This window comes from Streptomyces purpurascens (assembly GCF_045040895.1).
GTDB lineage: Bacteria > Actinomycetota > Actinomycetes > Streptomycetales > Streptomycetaceae > Streptomyces > Streptomyces purpurascens.
In genome coordinates this window covers 3,369,534-3,391,761 of sequence record NZ_CP108341.1, presented here as the reverse complement: position 1 = coordinate 3,391,761, position 22,228 = coordinate 3,369,534, and the positions used below count along the sequence as shown (strand labels likewise).

The following is a 22,228-nucleotide window of genomic DNA, read 5'->3' as shown; positions in this document are numbered from 1 at the left end:
CGTCGTAGGCCGGTCTGCAGTGCCGTCATCGCCCGAGCGAGAAAAGCGGAGTGAGTCCCATGCGCATCGTGATCACCGAGTTCATCAGCCTGGACGGCGTCGTGCAGGCGCCCGGCGGGCCGCAGGAGGACACCGACGGGGGCTTCGCGCACGGCGGCTGGTCGCACCCGTACTTCGACGAGGAGGTGCTGGGCGGCGCCTTCGACGCCGGTCTCGGCAGAGCCGAGGCGCTGCTGTTCGGGCGGCGTACGTGGCAGACGATGGCGGGAGCGTGGCCCGAGCGGGCCGGTGACCCGTTCGCCGATCGGATGAACTCGCTCAAGAAGTACGTCGTCTCCAGCACGCTCGGCGAGGCCGACCTGACCTGGAACAACACCGCGCTCATCCCCGGCGACCAGGCCGTCGCCCGGATCCGGGAGCTGCGCGAGGCCGAGGGCGGCGACCTCGCGATGATGGGCAGCCCGACGCTGGTGCGGACGCTGCTGTCCGAGGGCCTGGTCGACGAGCTCCAGCTCGTCGTCATGCCGGTGATCCTCGGCGGCGGCAAGACGATCTTCCCCGGGGACGGGGCGAAGCGCCCGATGGAGCTGGTCTCCACGACCACCGCCAAGACCGGCGCCCAGGTGTGCGTGTACCGGCCGGCGGCCCCGACGGAGGGCTAGCCCCGGGAGTTCCGGACGGTCTAGGCTCGGCCCCATCGGATCTCTGACTGAGTCAACTATCGATACCGGGGGTTGTGTCCCATGACCGTCCAGGACATCCGCTCCTTCAACCGCTTCTACACGAACGTCATCGGCGCGCTCGACTACGGCCGCCACATGTACGCCCCCTACACCCTCACCGAGTCCCGCGTGCTCTACGAGCTCGCCCACGCGCCGCGCACGGACGCCGCCGACCTGCGGGCCCAGCTGCATCTGGACGCCGGATACCTGACCCGCATCCTGAACAAGTTCGAGCAGGACGGACTGGTAGCGCGCGGACCGTCCGAGACGGATTCGCGCCGCCGCCGCATCACGCTCACCGCGCCCGGCCGTGAGGCCGCCGCACTGCTCGACGAGCGGGCCCGGGAGACGGTCGGGGCGATGCTGGACACCGTGCGGGCCGAGGACCGGCCCCGGCTGGCCGAGGCCCTGCGGACCGTTCGGACCCTCCTCGGCGACGGCCGTGCCCCGCGTCCCGAGGACGTCGTCCTGCGTGAGCCCACCCCCGGAGACCTCGGCTGGATCGTGGAGCGCAACGCCGCGCTGTACGCCGCCGAGTACGGCTTCAACCTCGAGTACGAGGGCCTCGTCGCCCGTATCGTCGCGGACTACGGCGAGGATCACGACCCGCGTCTGGACCGCACCTGGATCGCCGAGCTGGACGGCCGGCGGGTGGGGTGCGTGATGTGCGTACGGGACGACGCGCCCGGGGCGGCCCGGCTCCGGCTGCTGCTCGTCGAGCCGGACGCACGCGGCCTGGGCATCGGTGACCGGCTGGTGGGAGCCCTCGTCGACTTCGCCCGCGAGGTCGGCTACCGCGAGGTGGTCCTGTGGACCAACGACATCCTCGGCGCGGCCCGCCGCATCTACCAGCGCCACGGCTTCGTGCTGGTCGCGGAGAAGCCGCACCGCTCCTTCGGCCAGGACCTGAACGGCCAGGACTGGCGACTGGATCTTCACGCAACACCCGAGTGAAGAAAGGGAGTCGTCGGCGCGAGTGCCGGGGTAGGGTCCGTCCACTTGACTTCCTCCCCCTCGTGACGAGGGGGATTCCTACGGCTTGCGTCGTAGGGATTCCTGCTTCGTCACCGGCTGCCCGCCCGGAGTGCTCCGTTGAGGTCTTACGCCGGCTCCACAGGCCGACACCGCCAGCCCGGCGGCCAGAAGGTTGCACGCCGCGTTGGTGTCGCGGTCGTGAGTGGTGCCGCAGCCGCACGTCCAGGTGCGGACGTTGAGTGGCATCTTCTCCTGGAGGGTGCCGCAGGCGGAGCACAGCCTGGAAGAGGGGAAGAACCGGTCTACGGCAATCACCTCCCGCCCGTACCAGGCGGCCTTGTACTCCAGAAGGCTTCGGAACTCGGCCCACGCGGCATCCGAGATGGCGCGGGCCAGGGGACGGTTCCTGACCATGTTGCGGACGGTCAGGTCCTCGATCACGATCGTTTGGTTCTCACGAACGAGACGTGTGGTGAGCTTGTGGAGGTGGTCACGGCGCCGGTCGGCGATCCGGGCGTGGATCTTGGCGACCTTGCGCCGGGCTTTGCGCCGGTTGGCGCCCTCTCCCCTGACCTTGCGGGACAGCTCCCGCTGGGCCTTGGCCAGACGGGTGCGGTCACGGCGCTCGTGCCTCGGATTGGCGACCTTCTCTCCCGTGGAGAGGGTCAGCAGATGGTCCAGGCCGACATCCACCCCGACGGCCTCATCGGTGGCGGGAAGCGGCTTGATGGCGGGGTCCTCACACAGCATGGACACGAACCATCGTCCCGCCGCGTCCTGCGACACGGTCACGGTGGACGGTTTGGCGCCTTCGGGAAGCCGCCGGGACCACACGATGTCCAGCGGGTCAGCCATCTTTGCCAGGGTCAGCCTGCCGTCGTGGAAGCGGAAACCGCTGGTGGTGTACTCGGCGGACTTCCTCGATCTTTTCCGCGACTTGAAGCGCGGGTACTTGGCCCGCTTGGCGAAGAAGTGGGTGAACGCCGTCTGCAAGTGCCGCAGTGTCTGCTGCAACGGCACCGACGAGACGTCGTTGAGGAATGCCAGTTCCTCGGTCTTCTTCCACGCCGTCAGCATGGCCGAGGTGGCGTTGTAGTTGACCCGCACCTGCCGTGTCCATGCTTCGGTGCGGGCGGCCAGGGCGAGGTTGTAGACCTTGCGCACGCACCCGAACGTGCGCGACAGCTCGGCTGCCTGCGCATCAGTCGGATAGAAGCGGTACCTGAACGCCCGCTTCACATGGTTCGTGGCCACGCTCACAAACTAGCGTGGATACGTGTAATGAATGCGTGCGATGAATAAAGCTGCGGGTTGGGGCACTGTTGATCTGTCTGGCGACGAATCGCAGTTCTTCGCCCTGTCGCCGCAGGAGTCCGTTTCCTCCCCTGCCTGAAGGCGGGGGTATCCACGGAGGAATCACATGAAGCTGGCGTTCTCCACCCTCGGTGTCCCCGGCATGCCCCTGCCCGACGTCCTGCGGCTCGCGACCGCGCACGGCTACCACGGCGTGGAGCTGCGCACCCACCCGGAGGAACAGGTCCACACCGACCTCGACCCGTCTCAGCGGGCCGAGGTGGCGGCCGAGTTCAAGGGGTCGGGCGTAGAGATCCTCGGCCTGGCGGGATACGCGCGCGTCGCCGCGCCGGGCGACGACGAACCCGTCCTGGCCGAGATCCGCACCCTCCTCGACCTGGCCCGCGACCTCGGCGCCCCGTACATCCGGGTCTTCCCCGGCGGCGACCTGGACGTCCAGACCCCCGAGGAGGCCGACGCGACGGCCGCCCGGCGTCTGGGCACGGCCGCCGAGTACGCGAACGACCTGGGCGTACGCATCCTCCTGGAAACCCACGACTCGCACCGCACCGCCGCCGACGCCATGCGCGTCCTCGGCCTCGTCGGCCACCGCCAGGTCGGCGCGCTCTGGGACGTCATGCACACCTGGCTGGGCGGCGAACAGCCCTCGGAGACCTACGCGGCGCTCTCCCCCCACCTCGGCTACGTCCAGGTCAAGGACATCGCCTCCGCCGAGGACACCACACCGCTGCCCCTCGGCGCGGGCGTCCTCCCCCTGGCCGAATGCGTCGAGGTCCTCTCCCGCCACGGCTGGGACGGCTGGCTGTGCTGGGAGTACGAGAAGCGCTGGTACGAGACGGCGGCGCCGCTGCCGGACCTGCTGGGTGCCGGGAGCGAGCATCTGAGCAGGTTGCTGAACGACTCGGCGTGACGGGGCGGTTCGGCGGAAACCGCGTTGCCGCCCCGCCCCCACGTCACTAGCGTCCCCCTTCATGCCCCCGACCCTCCGCACCCCCCGTCTCCTCCTGGACCCCTACGCCCCGGAGGACGAAGAGCGCTTCGTCGCCCTGTTCCAGGACACCCGGGTGTCCCGGTGGATGGGCGACGGGCCGAAGTCCGAGGCGGAGGACCGGGCCCTGTTCGGGCGGATCTTCAGCAAGGTGTACGCGGGGGAGCTGTTCGACGTGTGGGCGGTCCGGCGCGACGGGCTGCTGGTCGGGCACGCGGAGATCAAGCGGACCGACGCGGTGGACGGCCACGAGATCGTCTACGCGCTGGCTCCCGAGGCCTGGGGCGGCGGCTTCGGGACGGAACTGGCGGAGGCACTCGTGGGGTACGGGTTCCGGACGCTCCGGCTCAGCGAGGTGCACGCCACCGTGGACGCACGGAACACAGCCTCGCTGCACCTCCTCGGCAGGATCGGATTCGCGTACGTCAGGGACATCGAGGAGGACGACGGGAGCCTCACGCGGGTGCTCACCCGACGGGCTCGGTGATCTCCTCAAGAAACCGGCAAGAAATTCTTACCCGACCGTGCAACCCTTTCCGCCCTCCGTGGGTCGTACATGGTGTCAGGACTTCTGGGGGGAGATCTGGGGGGATCGCGGGGCTCCTGACGGGAGGGGAAAAGCCGAGGGGGCCCGGTCGACGGACCGGGCCCCCTCGAAACCTTTCACGACACCTCAGAAGAAGACGCCGCACCTCAGCAGCACATTCGCGTACGGCCGCGCCTCGCCCGTGCGGACGACCAGCCGCGCACCCGCCGACAGCTCCTTGAGCCGCTCGTGCGACACGAACTCCAGCGACGGGAAGCGGCTCTCCAGGAGCGCCGAAGCCTCCGGGTTCGCTTCCCGCACCTCTGTCGCCGCCGTGGCCCCCTCGACCACCAGCTCGGCCAGCAGCCCTTCCAGCACCTCGGCGAACGCCGGCACCCCGGCCCGGAAGGCCAGGTCCACCACCCGGGGGCCGTCGGGGATGGGCATGCCCGCGTCGCACACCAGCACCCCGTCCCCGTGGCCCAGTTCGGCCAGCGCACCGGCGAGGTGACGGTTCAGTATTCCGGCCTTCTTCACCTGGACCCACCTTGCGAACCCGATGCGCCGGTGCCGTCCGCCCGGTGGCCGGGGGTCCGGGGGTTGTCCCCCGGGTCGGCACTGCACAGCGCGGCGACCTCCGCCGCCGTGGGGAAGGACGCCTGCGCGCCCTTTTTCGTCACGGTCGCCGCCCCGACCCGGGCCGCGTACTCCGCCGCCTCCGCCAGGGACTCGCCCGCCCCCAGCCGGGTGGCCAGCGCCGCGGTGAACGCGTCTCCCGCGCCGGTCGTGTCCACGGCGCTCACCTTCACGGACGGGACCCGGGAGACCCCCTCCGACGACGCCACCAGCGCACCCTCCGCGCCCAGCGTCACCACCACCGACCGCGGCCCCTTCGCGAGCAGTATCCGGGCCCAGTCCTCCGGGCTGTCCCCCACCGCCGCCGAACCCAGGATCACCTTCGCCTCGTGCTCGTTGACGATCAGTGGGTCGCAGGCCGCCAGCACCTCCGACGGGAGGGGGCGCGGCGGCGACGGGTTCAGTACGAACCGGCTGTCCGGAGCCAGGTTCCGTACGACCGCCGCCACCGTCTCCAGCGGGATCTCCAGCTGCGCCGACACCACCCGGGAGCCCTGGAAGAGGCACCCGGCGGCGCTCACGTCCTCCGGGGCCAGCCGCCCGTTGGCGCCCGGCGAGACGACGATGCTGTTGTCCCCGGACGGGTCGACCGTGATCAGAGCGACCCCGGTCGGCGCGCCGCCCACCAGGACACCCACCGTGTCGACGCCGGCCTCCCGCTGCGACTCCAGCAGCAGGCGGCCGTGCGCGTCGTCGCCGACCCGGGCCAGCAGAGCCGTACGGGCCCCGAGCCGGGCGGCCGCGACCGCCTGGTTCGCGCCCTTGCCGCCCGGGTGGACGGCCAGATCGGAGCCGAGCACGGTCTCGCCGGCACCGGGCCGGCGCTCGACACCGATCACGAGGTCGGCGTTGGCCGACCCGACGACCAGGAGGTCGTAGTCGTACATGAGTTGTCTCCCCACTGAGTGACATGGCCGGGCGTCCCCATGAGCGGGGCGCCGCCCGGCCGTTCCCCGATGTCAGCCGCTGAAGCCGGCCACGTTCTCCTTCGTGACCACCTTCACCGGCACCTTCACCGTCTCCTCGACCTTCTTGCCCTTCAGGGCCCGCAGGGCGTTGTCCACGGCGATCTTCCCGAGCTGCGACGGCTGCTGCGCCACGGACGCGTACAGGGTGCCGCCCTCGACCGCCTTCAGTCCGTCAGGCGTGCCGTCGAAGCCGACCACGGAGACCGACTTGCCGGCCTTGGAGCCGAGGGCCTTGATCGCGCCGAGCGCCATCTCGTCGTTGGCGGCGATGACGCCCTGGACGTCCGGGTGGGCCTGGAGCAGGTTCGACATGACGTCGAGGCCCTTGGTGCGGTCGAAGTCGGCGGGCTGCTGGGCCACCACCTGGATGCCCGGGTAGGCCTTGAGGCCGTTCGCGAAGCCCTGGGCGCGCTCACGGGCGGCGGAGGTGCCCGCCTGGCCCTGGAGGATCACGATCTTGCCGTTGCCGCCGAGCTTCTCGCCGATCGACTTGGCGGCGAGCTCACCGCCGGCGACGTTGTCGGAGGCGACCAGCGTGTCCAGCTTGGCGTTGTTGACGACGCGGTCCACGGCGATGACCGGGATGTCCGCCTTGTCGGCGGCCTTCACCGAGTTGCTCGCCGCGTCCGAGTCCACCGGGTTGACGATGATCGCGCCGAGCCCGGAGCTGGTGAAGTTCTGCAGCTGGTTGGCCTGCTGGGAGGCGTCGTTCTGCGCGTCGGTGACGGTCAGGTCCACGCCCAGCTTCTTCGCCTCGGCCTGGGCGCCCGCCCGGATCTGCACGAAGAAGGGGTTGTTGAGGGTGGACAGCGACAGGCCCATCTTCGGGCTGCTCGTGGCGGAGGAGCCGTTGTGCAGGAACGACGTGGCGCCGACGATCGCGACGGTGACGACGGCCGCGAGCCCGTACGTCGTCGCCTGCTTGCCCTTGTTGCCGCCGCCCGTGCCGGCCGCGAGCGGCGTCGCCCCGGCCTTGCGGCGCGCGGTGTCGAGCAGCACGGCCAGCGCGATGACGACGCCGATGACGACCTGCTGCCAGAACGCCGACACGTTCAGCAGGTTCAGCCCGTTGCGCAGCACGGCCAGGATCAGCGCGCCGATCAGCGTGCCGGACGCCTTGCCCGTACCGCCGGCCAGGGACGCACCGCCGATGACGACCGCCGCGATCGCGTCCAGCTCGTAGCCGTCGGCGGCCTGCGGCTGCGCGGAGGAGAGCCGGGCGGCGAGGACGACACCGGCGACGGCGGCGAAGACGCCGGACAGGGCGTAGATGGCGAGCTTCTGCTTCTTCACGCGCAGGCCGGACAGCCGCGCGGCCTCCTCGTTGCCGCCGATCGCGTACATCGAGCGGCCGATGTAGGTACGGCCGAGCACGAACGCCGCGATCAGCCCCATCACGGCCATCACGAGCACCGGCACCGGCAGCCAGCCGCCGAGCGTGTCCCCGAGGTGGGAGACCGAGTCGGGCAGGGCGATCGGCGAGCCCTCGGAGATGACGAGGGACAGACCGCGGGCCACCGACAGCATGGCCAGCGTCGCGATGAACGGCGGCAGCTTGCCGTAGGAGATCAGGATGCCGTTGACCAGGCCGCACGCGATACCGGTGGCTATGGCCAGCAGGACGGCTACGACGACGGGGACGCCCGCCGAGGTGGCGGTCCAGGCGAGCACCGTGGCCGACAGCGCGGCGACCGAGCCGACCGACAGGTCGATGCCCGCCGAGACGATCACGAAGGTCACGCCGAAGGCGAGGATGGCGGTCACGGCCGCCTGGACGCCGACGTTCAGGAGGTTGTCCGTCGTCAGGAAGTCGCCGGACAGCGCCGACATCGCGATGACGAGGACGATGAGCGCGGTGAGCGCGCCGTTGTCGAGCAGGAGGCGGCGCAGTCCTCCCGAGGCGGCTTCCGCGCCCGTCGTGCTCTTGAGCGTGTCAGTGGCCACGGGAGGTCTCCTTCTCAGTGCTGGGGTTGCTTACGGCGAGCGCCATCACGGCGTCCTGGGTGGCCTCGTCGGCGGAGAGTTCGCCCGCGATCCGGCCCTGGGCCATCACCAGCACCCGGTCGCTCATGCCGAGCACCTCGGGCAGATCGCTGGAGATCATGAGTACGGCGGCACCGGCCGCCGTCAGTTCGTTGATGAGCTGGTAGATCTCGACCTTGGCGCCGACGTCGATACCGCGCGTCGGCTCGTCGAGGATCAGCACCTTGGTGTCGGCGAGCAGCCACTTGCCGATGACGACCTTCTGCTGGTTGCCGCCGGACAGCGTGCGCACGTGCTGGCCGAGACCCGCCATCCGCACGCCCAGCTGCTCGGCGATCCGCGCGGCGGCCTCGCGCTGGCCCTTCAGATCGACGAGCCCCGCGCGCGTGGCCGACCGCAGCGTCACCAGGCCGAGGTTCTCCTCGACCGACGCGTCCAGCACCAGGCCCTGGCCCTTGCGGTCCTCGGGGATGAGGCCGATACCGGCGGTCATGGCGGCGCTGACGTCGTGACCCTTCAGGGCGGCCCCGGAGACCTTCACGGCTCCCTTGTCGTACGGATCGGCCCCGAAGACCGCCCGCACGACCTCGGTGCGACCGGCGCCCACGAGCCCGGCGATGCCGACGACCTCACCGGCACGCACCTCGAAGCCGACGTCGTGGAAGACCCCGTCCCGGGTCAGCCCCTCGACGGTGAGCAGCGCGTCGCCCTTCTCGGGCCGCTCGCGCGGGTACTGCTGCTCGATCGACCGCCCCACCATGAGCCGTACGAGCTCGTCCTCGGGCGTGGCGGCGGGCACCTGCCCGACGCTCTTCCCGTCCCGGATGACCGTGACCCGGTCGCCCAGGGCGGCGATCTCCTCCAGGTGGTGCGTGATGAAGACGATCCCGACGCCGTCCTCGCGCAGCTTGCGCACGATCGCGAAGAGCTTCTCCACCTCCTCGGAGGTGAGCACGGCGGTCGGCTCGTCCATGATCAGCACGCGCGCGTCGAGGCTGAGCGCCTTGGCGATCTCGACCATCTGCAGGCGCGCGATACCGAGTTCGCGCACCCGCGCGCGGGGCGACACCTTCACACCCACGCGCGCGAGGAGCACCTCGGCGTCGGTCTCCATCCGCTTGCGGTCGATCATCCCGAACCGGCGCGGCTGGCGCCCCAGGAAGATGTTCTCGGCGACCGTCAGATCGGGAACGAGGTTGAACTCCTGGTAGATGGTGGCGATCCCGAGCCGCTCGGAGTCCTGCGCACCCTGGATGCGCGTCTCCTCGCCGCCCACCAGGATCCGCCCGGCGTCGGGCGTGTAGGCGCCGGAGAGCATCTTGATGAGGGTGCTCTTGCCCGCGCCGTTCTCACCGAGCAGCACATGCACCTCGCCCCGGCGCAGGTCGAAGTCCACGCCGTCCAGCGCGACCACACCCGGGAAGGTCTTCCGTATGCCCTCGATGCGCAGCAACTCGTCCGCGTTGCTCACGTGTGGCTCCTGTTCTTAACGGGGTGCTGCACAGCGGGGGCCTGTGCAGGGTCCGGCTCCGGGGAGGCCGGGTACGGCTCGCCGCACGAGCGGCGTACGACGAGCCGGGCGGGGAGGGTGACGGACTCCCCGGGCCGGCCCTCGATCCGGGCGACCAGCGCGCGCACGGCGGCACGCCCCAGCTCACCGGTCGGCTGGGCGATCGCCGTGATCGGCGGATCGGTGTGCACGAACCAAGGGATGTCGTCGAAGGCGGCCAGCGCGATGTCGTCCGGCACGCGCACGCCACGCGCGCGTACGGCGTCCAGCGCGCCGAGCGCCATCAGGTTGTCGGCCGCGAACACGACCTCGGGCGGCTCGGCCAGGTCGAGGAAGCCCTCGGTGACCCGGCGTCCGCTCTCGGCCTGGAAGTCGCCCTGCCCTATGTAGGCGTCGGGGAGTTCGAGGCCGTACGCGCCGAGTGCCTCCCGGAAGGCCTCCACGCGCTCCCGGCCGGTCGTGGTCGCCGCCGGTCCCGCGATGATCGCGAGCCGCCGGTGCCCGAGCCCGTGCAGATGCGCCACGAGATCCCGTACGGCGGTCCGGCCGTCCGCCCGCACCACCGGTACGTCCACGCCCGGGATCCACCGGTCCACGAAGACCATGGGCGTCCCGGCCCGCGCGGCGTCCAGCATCAGCGGCGAGCCGCCGTCCGTGGGGGAGACGAGCAGCCCGTCGATGCGCCGGTCCAGCAGGTTCCGTACGTGGTGGTCCTGGAGGTCGGGCCGCTCGTCGGCGTTGCCGATGATGACGCTGTAGCCGAGCGCGCGGGCCTCTTCCTCGACGGAGCGGGCCAGTTCGGTGAAGTAGGGGTTCAGGACGTCGCTGATGACCAGGCCGAGGGTGTGGGTCTGGTCGGTGCGCAGGGAGCGGGCGACGGCGTTCGGGCGGTAGCCCAGGGCCCCGACGGCGGCCAGCACGCGTGCGCGTGCGTCGGCGCTGACCGACGGGTGGTCGTTCAGGACGCGCGAGACCGTGGCGACGGAGACGCCGGCCTCGGCAGCGACGTCCTTGATGCTGGCCACCGCCGCTCCACCTCCTTGTGGATCAGTCGTGGGAGCGCCCGTGCGGGCACTCGGGTCACGCATGGAATCGATTACATCGACGGGTGGATGGAATCGATTACACGCCGGTAAATCAAGACCCCTGGGGCACGTCGAAACAGGATCGTGATGTCGCGGGAGGCTCCCCGGCGGTTCAGGGTGGAAGGAGGAGGTCCGTTTCCAGGGCGAGCGGAGGAGCCATGACGGCGGCGACCCGGAACGACGTACCCGTCACCCTCGGCGGCGACGGTGTAGAGGTGCGCAACATGCCGATCGGGGGCGATATGTCGGTCAGCTACATCAGCCTGCCCCGGGGCACCGACATGGGCCCGGCCCTCAAGGGCCTGCCCGACGACGCGTGCCAGTGCCCCCACTGGGGCTACCTGCTGAAGGGCCGGATCAGGATGCGCACGCCCTCCGGCGAGGAGGAGTACGAGGCGGGGCAGGCGTACTACTGGGCTCCGGGCCATGTGCCGCTCGCGCTGGAGGACAGCGAGTTGGTGGAGTTCTCCCCGACCGACGACTTCAAGCAGGTGATCGAGCACGTGGTGGCGCAGTCCGGGTGAGACGAGAAGGGGAGTAGTCGAGGACCGATGAGTTCCGCCGGCCGGAGCGGTCCACCCCTCATCGACCACAGGAGGAGCCCCGTGCCCCAGCTACTGCGCGTGCAGAACTTCAACGTCTCCAGCGACGGATTCGGCGCCGGTGAGAACCAGAGCCTGGAACGGCCGTTCGGCCACGCCGATCCCGGCACGATGTTCGCGTGGGCCGGGGCGACGGCGAGCTGGCCGAACCGCACCGCCCCCGGCGGCAGCCGCGGCCTCGACGACTACCTCACGCGCGATTTCGCGCACAACATCGGCGCCGAGATCATGGGCCGCAACAAGTTCGGTCCCCAGCGCGGCCCCTGGCAGGATCACGACTGGAAGGGCTGGTGGGGCGAGGAACCGCCGTTCCACACGCCGGTGTTCGTGATGACCCACCACCCGCGGCCTTCGTTCACGCTCTCCGACACCACCTTCCACTTCGTCGGCGGAGACCCGGCCGAGGTCCTCGCGCAGGCGCGGGAGGCGGCGCGGGGCAAGGACGTCCGCCTCGGCGGCGGGGCCGCCACCATCCGGCAGTTCCTCGACGCGGACCTGGTCGACACGCTGCATGTGGCCGTCTCGCCGGCCGTGAAGCTCGGATCCGGCTCACGGCTCTGGGAGTCGCCCGACGAGCTGCTCGACCGCTTCCACTGCGATGTGGTGCCGAGCCCGAGCGGGGTGACGCACCACTTGTTCTGGAGGCGGTGAGGCGAGTGGAGCGTTCGGGACAACGGGGAGTCTGTCTACCTGGGCTTTCGCGGCCAGGGACGGCCCGATCGCTCCACTTGCCCATTCTCGCCGCGTGCCGCTAGTCGCCTTCCTCGGCCGCGGCCTCCCGCACCCCGGCCAGAAAGCCCCTGATCGCGGCCAGTTCCCGCTCGTCGTACCCGCTCAACAGGCCCACCGCCCGGTCGATCAGCGGGCCGAAGTGCTGCCGGCCGAGGGCGATGGCGCGCTCGTCCACCTCGATGGTGACCTTGCGACGGTCCCGCTCGCCGCGCACTCGCCGCACATGCCCGGCCCGCTCAAGCCGGTCGACCAGTGCCGTGGTCCCCGCCGAGTTCAGCCCGAGCGCGGCACCGAGTCGCCCCGCCGTGGTCTCCTCGCCCGCGCGGTAGGCGTCCATCAGGACGATCAGCGCCCGAACATCGGTGGGATGCATGCCGTTGCGCTGGGCGAACCGGGCGCTGTGCCGCCCCAGGTCGACGGCCACAGCGCGCAACAGATGGACGATCTCCATCTCCTCGTACCTCTGGTCGGGCACCCGCGGCCTCCGACTATCATCTCGCTCAACAAGTATCTCACTGAGCGAGATAATAAGGGGACCTGGCTCATGAGCGCTCGCGGTACGTACGACATGGACGGCTTCCTCGCCGCCTACGACAGGGTCATGGCCAAGTGGCCGACCTCGCGTGAGGCCGTGACCGTGCCCACGCCCTTCGGTGCGACGCACGTGAACGTGTGCGGCCCGGCCGACGGTCCTCCACTCCTCCTGCTGCCGGGAGGCGGAAGCGCGACCTCGGCCTCCTGGTACCGGCAGGCCGCCGAACTCTCCCGCGTCCACCGGGTGTACGCCGTCGACCTGATCGGCGCCCCGGGCCGCAGCACACCGGCCCCCGGTCGCCACCCCCGTACGACCGCCGACCTCGTGTCCTGGCTGGACGCGCTCCTCAAGGGCCTCGGCCTCGCGGAGACCGACCTCGGCGGGCACTCGTACGGCGCCTGGATCGCGCTGCGGTACGCCCTGCGCTCGCCCCACCGGGTACGGCATCTGGTCCTCCTGGACCCGACCCTGTGCTTCGCCAAGCTGAAGTCGGCCTACGGACTGCACGCGGTGCGGATGGCGCTGCGGCCCACGCCCCGCCGGGTCCGGACCTTCCTGGAATGGGAGACCGGGGGCGTCCCCCTGGACCCCGACTGGCTCGCCCTCCAGGAGGCGGCCGCGGGCTTCCCCTCCGTGCGGCCGGTGGTGGGACCACGCCCGAAGCCGGGCGCGCTGCGCACCTTGGACCTGCCGGTCCTCGTGCTCCTCGCCGAGAACACCCGGACCCACAACCCGTCCAAGGTGGCCGCCCGCGCCGGGAAACTGCTGCCACACGCCACGACGGCCACACTGCCGAACGTCTCCCACCACGCCCTGCCGCACGCCGCCCCGGCCGAAGCGAGCCGCCGCATCACCGACTTCCTGACCGGCCCCGCCGGCTGAGCCGGCCCACGCCCTTTCAGATCATGGTCCTTCGCGCGGGCAGAGGCGTGCCCCTCTGCTTTCCGCGACCCGCCTGACGTCCCGCAGGGACTCGGTGAGCCGCCGGGCCAGGTAGTGCAGTTCCGCACTCGTCACCCGGCGTTCCGCGAGGAGTTCGTCGGCGTGGCCGAGAAGGTCGTCCGCCATGCCGAGTTGCACATCCTCGATGTCGTCTGCGATACGCGCGACGTATCCGGTCCCGTCGCCCACGAGGTAGCACGGCCTGCCCTCGGGGCTCGTCCACGGCAGCAGTCGCCCGGGCGCTCCGCTGGTCATACGCCGGTCTCCGCCATCAGGTACGGGCGCACCAACTGGTTGTCCTCACCGCGCAGCGGGCGCACCTCGGGGCGGCGGGCCGTCGTGACCCTGACGCCGTCGTGGCAGTACGGGCACGCGTACGGGCACGGGGTTGATGCCGACGATCGCCGTCGCCGCCCGCGAGGCGGAAACAGGAAGCGGAGGAGCGGCTCGAGGAGCCGGGCGATGAGGTCTGTCATGTCTGTCGGCCTTCCCACCTGCGGTGACTGCGGTCTGTGGTGAATCACTCACAGAGTGGGGTCGGCCCTCGCTACGCTGCCAGGGGTCGGAGCTTGACATCGCGCTTGTCAAGAAGAGGAGTTGGCCGCATGGACGAACGCCGCGCGCTTCGAACGCCGCGTCAGAAGTACGGAGAGGAACTGCGGCTGCGGCGGACAGCCGTCGGCCTCACGCAGGAGGAACTGGGCGACCAGGTCGTGTGCTCGCCCACGCTCATCAGCCACTTCGAGGCCGGGAGGCGCCTTCCGAAGCCGGATGACGCGCTGCGGATCGACCGGGCGCTGGGGACGGACGGGTTCTTCGCGCGGTGGCTGGAGGATCTGGAGTCGAAATACACCGATCACTTCGCCGCCGTGGCCGAGCTTGAGCAACTGGCCCTGCTGATCCAGCAGTTCGCACTCTCGCTGGTTCCCGGAGTGCTGCAGACCGACGACTACGCACGCGCTCTCTTCCGTGCGTACCGACCGAATCACACGCCCGAGCAACTTGACGAGCTCGTTGTCATCCGAACAAAGCGTCGCCGAATCCTCGACGGACCAGCGCAGCCCGTGGTCTGGACACTGCTTGACGAGGCGGTTCTTCGCCGTTGTGTGGGCGGGCCGCAGGTCATGGCCGAGCAGTTGCACAGGATTGCGGACATGGCCGAGTCGGGACGACTGCGCCTGCACGTCCTTCCCTACGGCGTGGGGGCGCACGCGCTCATGCAGAGTCTGCTCACGCTCATGACATTCGAGGACTCGGCTCCGGTGGCCTACGTCGAGGGCTTTCAGACCGGGAACTTGATGGACGATCCTGCCCTGGTGAGCGCCTGTCAGACCGCTTACGCTCTGGCCCTGAGCGACGCGTTGTCGCAGCAGGAGTCACTGTCCCTAGTCAGGGCGGCAGCGGAGGAACACGCGAATGGTCACCAATGAGCGCACCGTCACCGGGTGGTACAAGTCCAGCTACAGCGGCGGCGACCAAGGTGAATGCCTCGAAGTCGCCCACGGCCACCCCGACATCCCCGTCCGAGACAGCAAAACCACCCCCGGCCCCACCCTCACCTTCTCGGCAACCGGCTGGACCGCCTTCGTAACCGCCGTCAAAGACGGCCATCTCACCGCCGCAAGCTGTAACTGACCACCGACGCCCCCACCACCGAGCCGAAAGCCGGCACGAGGAACTGCGTGAACGCCGTCCAGCCCCACACGATCCCGGCGCACGCCGCCGTCGTGTTGACGGCCAGGGCCAGGATCCACAGGGCGACGCTCTGGGCCTGAGGTGACATCATTCCTCAATTCACGGCGAATCAAGCCTGAATTCTCCCACGGGAATGGCGGCCGAAAAGGACAGCTAAGATGCTTGAACTGTAAAGCTTCGGGCTGTTGTTGTGAATTCGCCGTGAAAGGTGACCGGCTCTCCGCATACTGATCGGTCGCTTTATTCAAGGGCGTTGTCCTACCCGGGCGGTACGGTCCCCTCATGACCGATCAGGGCGAGCGGCGACTGGCCACGCTGGAAGGCGTACTCGAGCGGATCACGTACGCCAACGAGGAGAACGGCTACACGGTCGCCCGGGTCGACACCGGCAGAGGCGGCGGCGACCTGCTCACGGTCGTCGGCGCACTGCTCGGCGCGCAGGTCGGCGAGTCCCTGCGTATGGAGGGCCGTTGGGGGTCGCACCAGCAGTACGGCAAGCAGTTCCACGTGGAGAACTACACGACCGTCCTGCCGGCCACCGTCCAGGGCATCCGCCGCTACCTCGGCTCGGGTCTGGTCAAGGGCATCGGCCCGGTCTTCGCCGACCGGATCACCCGGCACTTCGGGCTGGACACCCTCCAGATCATCGAGGAGGAGCCCAAGCGGCTGATCGAGGTCCCGGGCCTCGGCCCCAAGCGGACGAAGAAGATCGCCGACGCCTGGGAGGAACAGAAGGCCATCAAGGAGGTCATGCTCTTCCTCCAGACCGTCGAGGTGTCCACGTCCATCGCCGTGCGCATCTACAAGAAGTACGGCGACGCCTCGATCGGGGTCGTGAAGAACCAGCCGTACCGCCTCGCCTCCGACGTCTGGGGCATCGGCTTCCTCACCGCCGACAAGATCGCCCAGTCCGTCGGCATCCCGCACGACAGCCCGGAGCGCGTCAAGGCGGGCCTGCAGTACGCGCTGTCGCAGTCCACCGACCAGGGCCACTGCTTCCTCCCGGAGGAGCAGCTGATCAAGGACGCGGTCAAGCTCCTCCAGGTCGACACGGGCCTGGTCATCGAGTGCCTGGCCGAGCTCGCCGAGCCGGGGGAGGACGGCGAGGAGCCCGGCGTCGTACGGGAGAAGGTCCCGGGACCCGACGGCGGTGAACCCGTCACCGCCATCTACCTCGTGCCCTTCCACCGCGCCGAACTCTCCCTCTCCGCCCAGCTGCTGCGCCTGCTGCGCACCGAGGAGGACCGGATGCCGGGCTTCCGTACGGTGGCCTGGGACAAGGCCCTCACCTGGCTCAAGGCGCGCACCGGCACCGACCTCGCCCCGGAGCAGGAGGCCGCCGTCAAGTTGGCGCTGACCGAGAAGGTCGCCGTCCTCACCGGCGGCCCCGGCTGCGGCAAGTCCTTCACGGTCCGCTCGATCGTGGAGCTGGCCCGCGCCAGGAAGGCGAAGGTCGTGCTCGCCGCCCCGACCGGCCGGGCCGCCAAGCGCCTGTCCGAGCTCACCGGCGCCGAGGCCTCCACGGTCCACCGCCTGCTGGAGCTGAAGCCCGGCGGCGACGCGGCCTACGACCGGGACCGTCCGCTCGACGCCGACCTGGTGGTGGTCGACGAGGCGTCGATGCTGGACCTGCTGCTGGCCAACAAGCTGGTGAAGGCCGTGCCGCCTGGGGCGCATCTGCTGTTCGTCGGCGACGTGGACCAGTTGCCGAGTGTGGGTGCGGGGGAGGTGCTGCGGGATCTGCTCGCCGACGGAGGGCCGATCCCCGCCGTCCGCCTGACCCGGGTCTTCCGGCAGGCCCAGCAGTCGGGCGTGGTGACGAACGCCCACCGGATCAACGCCGGCCAACACCCGGTCACCGACGGCATGAAGGACTTCTTCCTCTTCGTCGAGGACGACACGGAGGCCGCAGGGCGGCTCACCGTGGACGTGGCGGCGCGTCGTATCCCCGCCAAGTTCGGGCTGGACCCGCGCCGGGACGTCCAAGTGCTCGCCCCCATGCACCGGGGCCCGGCGGGCGCGGGCACGCTGAACGGACTGCTCCAGCAGGCCATCACCCCCGGCCGCCCCGACACGCCCGAGAAGCGCTTCGGCGGCCGGGTCTTCCGGGTCGGGGACAAGGTCACCCAGATTCGCAACAATTACGAGAAGGGCGAGAACGGCGTCTTCAACGGCACCGTGGGCGTGGTGACCTCGCTCGACCCGGTCGACCAGCGTCTGACCGTGCTGACGGACGAGGACGAGGAGGTTCCGTACGACTTCGACGAGCTCGACGAGCTGGCCCACGCGTACGCCGTGACGATCCACCGCTCCCAGGGCAGCGAGTACCCGGCGGTCGTCATCCCGGTGACCACGGGCGCCTGGATGATGCTCCAGCGGAACCTGCTCTACACGGCGGTCACCCGGGCCAAACAGCTGGTCGTCCTCGTCGGTTCGCGCAAGGCGATCGGCCAGGCGGTGCGCACGGTGTCGGCGGGCCGGCGCTGCACGGCACTCGATTTCAGGCTCGGATCGCACGGATCGCGAAAAAATGATCGATCAAACGAGTCGTGAAGGTCACAGAGGCTTCCGGATGGGGAACACAGGGGGCAGGATGAGCAAGTTGGCGGCACTCAGTGCCGTCAATAGGCCCGATGGTCGACCCCGAGTGCACTCTCCTGAGCCAAGTGGGGGATGGTAGAGACAGTCAGGGCAACCTCGAAGATGAGGCACAACGTCGGTGAGGGAAGACGTGAGCGACAACTCTGTAGTACTGCGGTACGGCGACGGCGAGTACACCTACCCGGTGATCGACAGCACCGTCGGGGACAAGGGCTTCGACATCGGGAAGCTCCGCGCCCAGACCGGTCTGGTGACACTGGACAGCGGTTACGGCAACACCGCCGCGTACAAATCCGCCATTACCTACCTGGACGGCGAAGCGGGCATCCTGCGGTACCGCGGCTACCCGATCGAGCAGCTGGCCGAGCGCTCCACCTTCCTGGAGGTCGCCTACCTGCTGATCAACGGCGAGCTGCCGACCGTCGACGAGCTCTCGACGTTCCAGAACGACATCACGCAGCACACCCTGCTGCACGAGGACGTCAAGAACTTCTACAAGGGCTTCCCGCGTGACGCCCACCCGATGGCCATGCTGTCCTCGGTCGTCTCGGCGCTGTCCACGTTCTACCAGGACAGCCACAACCCGTTCGACGAGCGCCAGCGCAACCTCTCCACGACCCGCCTGCTCGCCAAGCTCCCGACGATCGCGGCGTACGCGTACAAGAAGTCGATCGGTCACCCGTTCGTCTACCCGCGCAACGACCTCGGTTACGTCGAGAACTTCCTCCGCATGACCTTCTCGGTCCCCGCGCAGGAGTACGACCTGGACCCGACCGTGGTCTCCGCGCTCGACAAGCTGCTGATCCTGCACGCGGACCACGAGCAGAACTGTTCGACGTCCACGGTCCGCCTGGTCGGCTCCTCGCAGGCGAACATGTTCGCCTCGATCTCCGCCGGCATCAACGCCCTGTGGGGCCCGCTGCACGGCGGCGCCAACCAGTCGGTGCTGGAGATGCTGGAGGGCATCCGCGACTCCGGCGGCGACGTCGACACCTTCATCCGCAAGGTGAAGAACAAGGAGGACGGCGTCCGCCTGATGGGCTTCGGCCACCGGGTCTACAAGAACTTCGACCCGCGCGCCAAGATCATCAAGGCCGCCGCGCACGACGTCCTGTCCGCGCTCGGCAAGTCCGACGAGCTGCTGGACATCGCGCTGAAGCTGGAGGAGCACGCGCTCTCCGACGACTACTTCGTCTCGCGCAGCCTCTACCCGAACGTCGACTTCTACACCGGCCTGATCTACCGGGCCATGGGCTTCCCGACCGAGATGTTCACGGTCCTGTTCGCACTCGGCCGGCTGCCGGGCTGGATCGCCCAGTGGCACGAGATGATCAAGGAGCCGGGCTCCCGCATCGGCCGCCCGCGCCAGATCTACACGGGCGTGGTCGAGCGCGACTTCGTTCCCGTCGAGGGCCGCTGAGGCGTAGCGCGTACCGCAGGAGCCCCCGCATCCGACTGCCGGATGCGGGGGCTCTCGCGTGATCCCTTGCGTGACCCGCGTGTGGTCTCCCGCGTTTTCGCGTGATCCTGCGGGGAGGCGATCTCTTACATGATTTCTTACGCAATGAAGAAGGCGCCCCGGAACGCCGGTCCCCCCACGGGCCGACGGCCAGGGCGCCTTCTCAGTCCCGGTGCGGATTCCCCCCACGGGATCCGGCCGGGCGTCTGTGAGGACAGCGCCTGAATCGCTGTGAGCACAACGAGCAAAACTCGTCGTGCCTCTGTCGTGTGCGATCTGCCGGGACAGCGCACGTCCGGGAGGGCCGCTCAAAGCTTCCCGGTGTGCGTGCCCCGGCAACGCATCTCTGGAGAAGTCCCCCAAGACATCTCCAGATGTCAGGTCACGCCCCCCAAGACGCTCCCTGACATCGTCAACTTAGACCTTCGAACCCCTTCGATGGTTACGTTCACATCACTGTGATCTGCGTCTCTTGCATATGTCCGTTAGCTACGCAAGAGCCCGGAAATGCCGTCCGGGACTCAAGCGTAAGGATGATGCGCGAGCCTTGTGAAGAGCTTATGTGAGCCGGGCTCGGGACTCCAGAGGGGCTCATATCAGGTTCGCCGCGAACTTAGGGCGAATTCAGGGGACTTCACCGGAATGTCCGGAGTCGCAGACTGTTCGTGACGACGAAGACGGACGAGAAGGCCATCGCGGCCCCCGCGATCATCGGGTTCAGCAGCCCCGCGGCGGCCAGTGGCAGCGCGGCCACGTTGTAGCCGAAGGCCCACACGAGATTGCCCTTGATCGTGGTCAGCGTCCGGCGCGACAGCCGGATCGCGTCCGCGGCCACCCGCAGGTCGCCGCGCACCAGCGTCAGATCGCCCGCCTCGATCGCCGCGTCCGTGCCGGTGCCCATGGCCAGGCCCAGATCGGCGGTGGCGAGCGCGGCCGCGTCGTTGACGCCGTCGCCCACCATGGCGACGACCCGCCCCTCGGCCCGCAGCCGCCGCACGGCGTCGACCTTGTCCTCGGGCAGGACCTCCGCGACCACCTGGTCGATCCCCACGGCCTTCGCCACCGTCTCGGCCACGGCCCGGTTGTCCCCGGTCAGCAGCACCGGCGTGAGCCCCAGCGCGCGCAGCTCGCGCACCGCCTCGGCGCTGGTCTCCTTGACCGCGTCCGCCACGGCCAGCACGGCCCGCGCCGTCCCGTCCCAGCCCGCCAGGACGGCCGTACGCCCGGCCCGCTCGGCCTCGTCCCGCGCGCGGGCCAGCTCCGGCGGTACGTCGTCGAAGAGCCGCCCCACGGCGACCTCACGTCCCTCCACGCGCCCGTGTACGCCCCGCCCGGGGACGCTCCGGAACCCCTCGACCTCCGGGAGCCGTCCGGCCCTCTCCTCGGCGCCCAGCGCGATCGCCCGCGCGACGGGGTGTTCGGAGGCGTGCTCCACGGCGCCCGCGAGCCGCAGCACCTCCTTCTCGTCGGCGCCCTCGGCGACGTACACCTCCTGGAGGGTCATCCGGCCCGTGGTGACCGTGCCGGTCTTGTCCAGGACGACCGTGTCGATCCGGCGCGTGGACTCCAGGACCTCCGGGCCCTTGATGAGGATGCCGAGCTGCGCGCCGCGGCCCGTGCCGACCATCAGCGCGGTCGGGGTGGCCAGGCCAAGCGCGCACGGGCACGCGATGATCAGCACGGCGACGGCGGCCGTGAAGGCGGCGACACCGTCGCCGGTCAGCCCGAGCCACGCCCCGGCCGTGGCGACGGCGATCAGCAGGACCACCGGCACGAAGATCCCGGAGATCCGGTCGGCGAGCCGCTGCACCTCGGCCTTGCCGTTCTGCGCGTCCTCCACCAGCTTCGCCATCCGCGCGAGCTGCGTGTCGGCGCCGACCCGGGTGGCCTCGACGACCAGCCGGCCACCGGCGTTGACCGTCGCGCCGGTGACCGTGTCCCCGGCCGCCACGTCCACCGGCACCGACTCGCCGGTCAGCATCGAGGCGTCCACCGCGGACGCCCCCTCGACCACGGTGCCGTCGGTGGCGATCTTCTCGCCGGGCCGTACGACGAACCGGTCGCCGACCGCCAGCCGCTGCGCCGGGATCCGCACCTCGCGCCCGTCCCGCAGGACGGCCACGTCCTTGGCGCCCAGCTCCAGCAGCGCCCGGAGCGCGGCCCCGGCGCGGCGCTTGGAGCGGGCCTCCAGATAGCGGCCCAGCAGGATGAAGGCGGTGACGCCTGAGGCGACCTCCAGATAGATCTGCGAGGCACCGTCGCCGCGCGAGACCGTGAGCTCGAAGGGGTGCCGCATGCCCGGCATGCCCGCGTCGCCGAGGAACAGCGCCCACAGGGACCAGCCGAACGCGGCCAGCGTGCCGAGACTGACCAGCGTGTCCATGGTGGCGGCGCCGTGCCGGGCGTTCGTCCAGGCGGCCCGGTGGAAGGGCAGTCCGCCCCAGACGACGACCGGCGCGGCGAGGGTGAGCGAGAGCCACTGCCAGTTGTCGAACTGGAGGGCCGGGACCATCGCCAGCAGGACGACGGGCACCGCGAGGGCGGCGGAGACGGCCAGGCGCCGGCGCAGGGCCGACAGCTCGGGGTCCTCGTCCGCGGCGGTTTCCTCCTCGGGCGCGGGTGCGGGCTCCTCGGCGGTGTACCCGGTCTTCACCACGGTGGCGATCAGATCGGCGACCTCGGTGCCCGCGGGGTAGCTGACCCTGGCCTTCTCCGTCGCGTAGTTCACCGTGGCCGAGACGCCGTCCATGCGGTTGAGCTTCTTCTCGACGCGGGCCGCGCAGGAGGCGCAGGTCATCCCGCCGATGAGCAGCTCGACCTCGGCGAGCGCCGGTTCGGGGTCCGGCGGCGCCTGGGCGGTGGTGCTGGTCATGTCCTTCACTCCAGGAGGTGGCGGGGCGCCCGGGAAGCGGAACGGGCCGTACGGGCCGGGGCGGCGGCCGTACGGCCCGTACG

Annotated in this window: 22 protein-coding genes; 11 read left to right on the top strand and 11 right to left on the bottom strand. The window is 70.1% G+C overall.

From position 1 onward, the window contains the following. Nucleotides 1-59 precede the first annotated feature (59 nt). Entirely contained in the window at nt 60-662 is a 603-nt protein-coding gene (locus OHU35_RS15385; RefSeq protein WP_189723799.1) for a dihydrofolate reductase family protein, read from the top strand. A gap of 81 nt (nt 663-743) precedes the next feature. Next, nucleotides 744-1,676 carry a bifunctional helix-turn-helix transcriptional regulator/GNAT family N-acetyltransferase gene (locus tag OHU35_RS15380; protein ID WP_359894122.1) on the top strand — a complete coding sequence of 311 codons (933 nt, stop codon included), beginning with the start codon at nt 744-746 and terminating at the stop codon, nt 1,674-1,676. A 78-nt stretch (nt 1,677-1,754) separates the two neighbouring features. Here the strand turns inward: OHU35_RS15380 and OHU35_RS15375 are convergent, their stop codons facing one another. Further along, nucleotides 1,755-2,951: an RNA-guided endonuclease TnpB family protein gene (locus OHU35_RS15375; protein WP_359894123.1), complete on the bottom strand. Its 1,197-nt coding sequence runs from the start codon at nt 2,949-2,951 to the stop codon at nt 1,755-1,757. A gap of 166 nt (nt 2,952-3,117) precedes the next feature. On the opposite strand from OHU35_RS15375, the gene OHU35_RS15370 reads away from it, so the two are divergent. Then, on the top strand, nt 3,118-3,921 hold the full coding sequence (locus OHU35_RS15370) for a sugar phosphate isomerase/epimerase (RefSeq protein WP_189723796.1): 804 nt from the start codon (nt 3,118-3,120) through the stop codon (nt 3,919-3,921). 61 nt (nt 3,922-3,982) lie between these two features. After that, the gene (locus tag OHU35_RS15365) at nt 3,983-4,486 is read left to right on the top strand and encodes a GNAT family N-acetyltransferase (protein ID WP_405505625.1); all 504 of its coding nucleotides are present in this window, start codon (nt 3,983-3,985) and stop codon (nt 4,484-4,486) included. 186 nt (nt 4,487-4,672) lie between these two features. On the opposite strand, the gene rbsD is transcribed toward OHU35_RS15365, so the two are convergent. From rbsD to OHU35_RS15340, 5 genes are all read right to left on the bottom strand, one after another. Beyond that, on the bottom strand, nt 4,673-5,062 hold the full coding sequence (gene rbsD, locus OHU35_RS15360) for a D-ribose pyranase (RefSeq protein ID WP_405505623.1): 390 nt from the start codon (nt 5,060-5,062) through the stop codon (nt 4,673-4,675). Next, nucleotides 5,059-6,048, bottom strand: a complete 990-nt coding sequence (locus OHU35_RS15355) for a ribokinase (protein ID WP_359894128.1) — start codon at nt 6,046-6,048, stop codon at nt 5,059-5,061. Before OHU35_RS15355 ends, rbsD begins: the two co-directional genes overlap by 4 nt. 72 nt (nt 6,049-6,120) lie before the next feature. Beyond that, on the bottom strand, nt 6,121-8,073 hold the full coding sequence (locus OHU35_RS15350) for a substrate-binding domain-containing protein (protein ID WP_405505621.1): 1,953 nt from the start codon (nt 8,071-8,073) through the stop codon (nt 6,121-6,123). Then, a complete protein-coding gene (locus OHU35_RS15345) occupies nt 8,063-9,583 on the bottom strand; it encodes a sugar ABC transporter ATP-binding protein (protein WP_405505619.1) in 1,521 nt (506 codons plus the stop codon). Before OHU35_RS15345 ends, OHU35_RS15350 begins: the two co-directional genes overlap by 11 nt. After that, nucleotides 9,580-10,647, bottom strand: coding sequence for a LacI family DNA-binding transcriptional regulator (locus tag OHU35_RS15340; RefSeq protein ID WP_189723790.1), 1,068 nt, complete (start codon nt 10,645-10,647; stop codon nt 9,580-9,582). Before OHU35_RS15340 ends, OHU35_RS15345 begins: the two co-directional genes overlap by 4 nt. A gap of 218 nt (nt 10,648-10,865) precedes the next feature. Between OHU35_RS15340 and OHU35_RS15335 the strand changes: the two genes are divergently transcribed. Further along, a complete protein-coding gene (locus OHU35_RS15335) occupies nt 10,866-11,231 on the top strand; it encodes a hypothetical protein (protein WP_405505617.1) in 366 nt (121 codons plus the stop codon). An 81-nt stretch (nt 11,232-11,312) separates the two neighbouring features. Beyond that, nucleotides 11,313-11,960 carry a dihydrofolate reductase family protein gene (locus tag OHU35_RS15330; RefSeq protein WP_189723788.1) on the top strand — a complete coding sequence of 216 codons (648 nt, stop codon included), beginning with the start codon at nt 11,313-11,315 and terminating at the stop codon, nt 11,958-11,960. 100 nt (nt 11,961-12,060) lie between these two features. Here OHU35_RS15330 and OHU35_RS15325 read toward each other — a convergent pair whose 3' ends face one another. Further along, a complete protein-coding gene (locus tag OHU35_RS15325; protein WP_359894391.1) occupies nt 12,061-12,492 on the bottom strand; it encodes a MarR family transcriptional regulator in 432 nt (143 codons plus the stop codon). 93 nt (nt 12,493-12,585) lie between these two features. Here OHU35_RS15325 and OHU35_RS15320 point away from each other — a divergent pair, with 93 nt between their 5' ends. After that, nucleotides 12,586-13,458, top strand: coding sequence for an alpha/beta fold hydrolase (locus OHU35_RS15320; RefSeq protein WP_405505615.1), 873 nt, complete (start codon nt 12,586-12,588; stop codon nt 13,456-13,458). Between the two features lie 21 nt (nt 13,459-13,479). Here OHU35_RS15320 and OHU35_RS15315 read toward each other — a convergent pair whose 3' ends face one another. Beyond that, the gene (locus tag OHU35_RS15315; protein ID WP_189723786.1) at nt 13,480-13,773 is read right to left on the bottom strand and encodes a hypothetical protein; all 294 of its coding nucleotides are present in this window, start codon (nt 13,771-13,773) and stop codon (nt 13,480-13,482) included. Next, complete coding sequence (locus OHU35_RS15310; protein WP_189723785.1) at nt 13,770-13,994, bottom strand: hypothetical protein; 225 nt, start codon at nt 13,992-13,994, stop codon at nt 13,770-13,772. The genes OHU35_RS15315 and OHU35_RS15310 overlap by 4 nt, the downstream gene beginning before the upstream one ends. Nucleotides 13,995-14,123: 129 nt before the next feature. On the opposite strand from OHU35_RS15310, the gene OHU35_RS15305 reads away from it, so the two are divergent. Next, on the top strand, nt 14,124-14,948 hold the full coding sequence (locus tag OHU35_RS15305) for a Scr1 family TA system antitoxin-like transcriptional regulator (protein ID WP_405505612.1): 825 nt from the start codon (nt 14,124-14,126) through the stop codon (nt 14,946-14,948). Next, entirely contained in the window at nt 14,935-15,153 is a 219-nt protein-coding gene (locus OHU35_RS15300) for a DUF397 domain-containing protein (RefSeq protein ID WP_189723783.1), read from the top strand. The genes OHU35_RS15305 and OHU35_RS15300 overlap by 14 nt, the downstream gene beginning before the upstream one ends. On the opposite strand, the gene OHU35_RS15295 is transcribed toward OHU35_RS15300, so the two are convergent. After that, nucleotides 15,131-15,304, bottom strand: coding sequence for a hypothetical protein (locus tag OHU35_RS15295; RefSeq protein WP_189723782.1), 174 nt, complete (start codon nt 15,302-15,304; stop codon nt 15,131-15,133). The genes OHU35_RS15300 and OHU35_RS15295 overlap by 23 nt on opposite strands. Nucleotides 15,305-15,495: 191 nt before the next feature. On the opposite strand from OHU35_RS15295, the gene OHU35_RS15290 reads away from it, so the two are divergent. Both OHU35_RS15290 and OHU35_RS15285 read left to right on the top strand, forming a co-directional pair. Next, nucleotides 15,496-17,766 carry an ATP-dependent RecD-like DNA helicase gene (locus tag OHU35_RS15290; RefSeq protein WP_359894142.1) on the top strand — a complete coding sequence of 757 codons (2,271 nt, stop codon included), beginning with the start codon at nt 15,496-15,498 and terminating at the stop codon, nt 17,764-17,766. A 178-nt stretch (nt 17,767-17,944) separates the two neighbouring features. After that, nucleotides 17,945-19,234 carry a citrate synthase gene (locus tag OHU35_RS15285; protein ID WP_189723780.1) on the top strand — a complete coding sequence of 430 codons (1,290 nt, stop codon included), beginning with the start codon at nt 17,945-17,947 and terminating at the stop codon, nt 19,232-19,234. Nucleotides 19,235-19,907: 673 nt separating this feature from the next. Here OHU35_RS15285 and OHU35_RS15280 read toward each other — a convergent pair. Further along, nucleotides 19,908-22,145, bottom strand: a complete 2,238-nt coding sequence (locus OHU35_RS15280; RefSeq protein ID WP_405505609.1) for a heavy metal translocating P-type ATPase — start codon at nt 22,143-22,145, stop codon at nt 19,908-19,910. Nucleotides 22,146-22,228 lie beyond the last annotated feature (83 nt).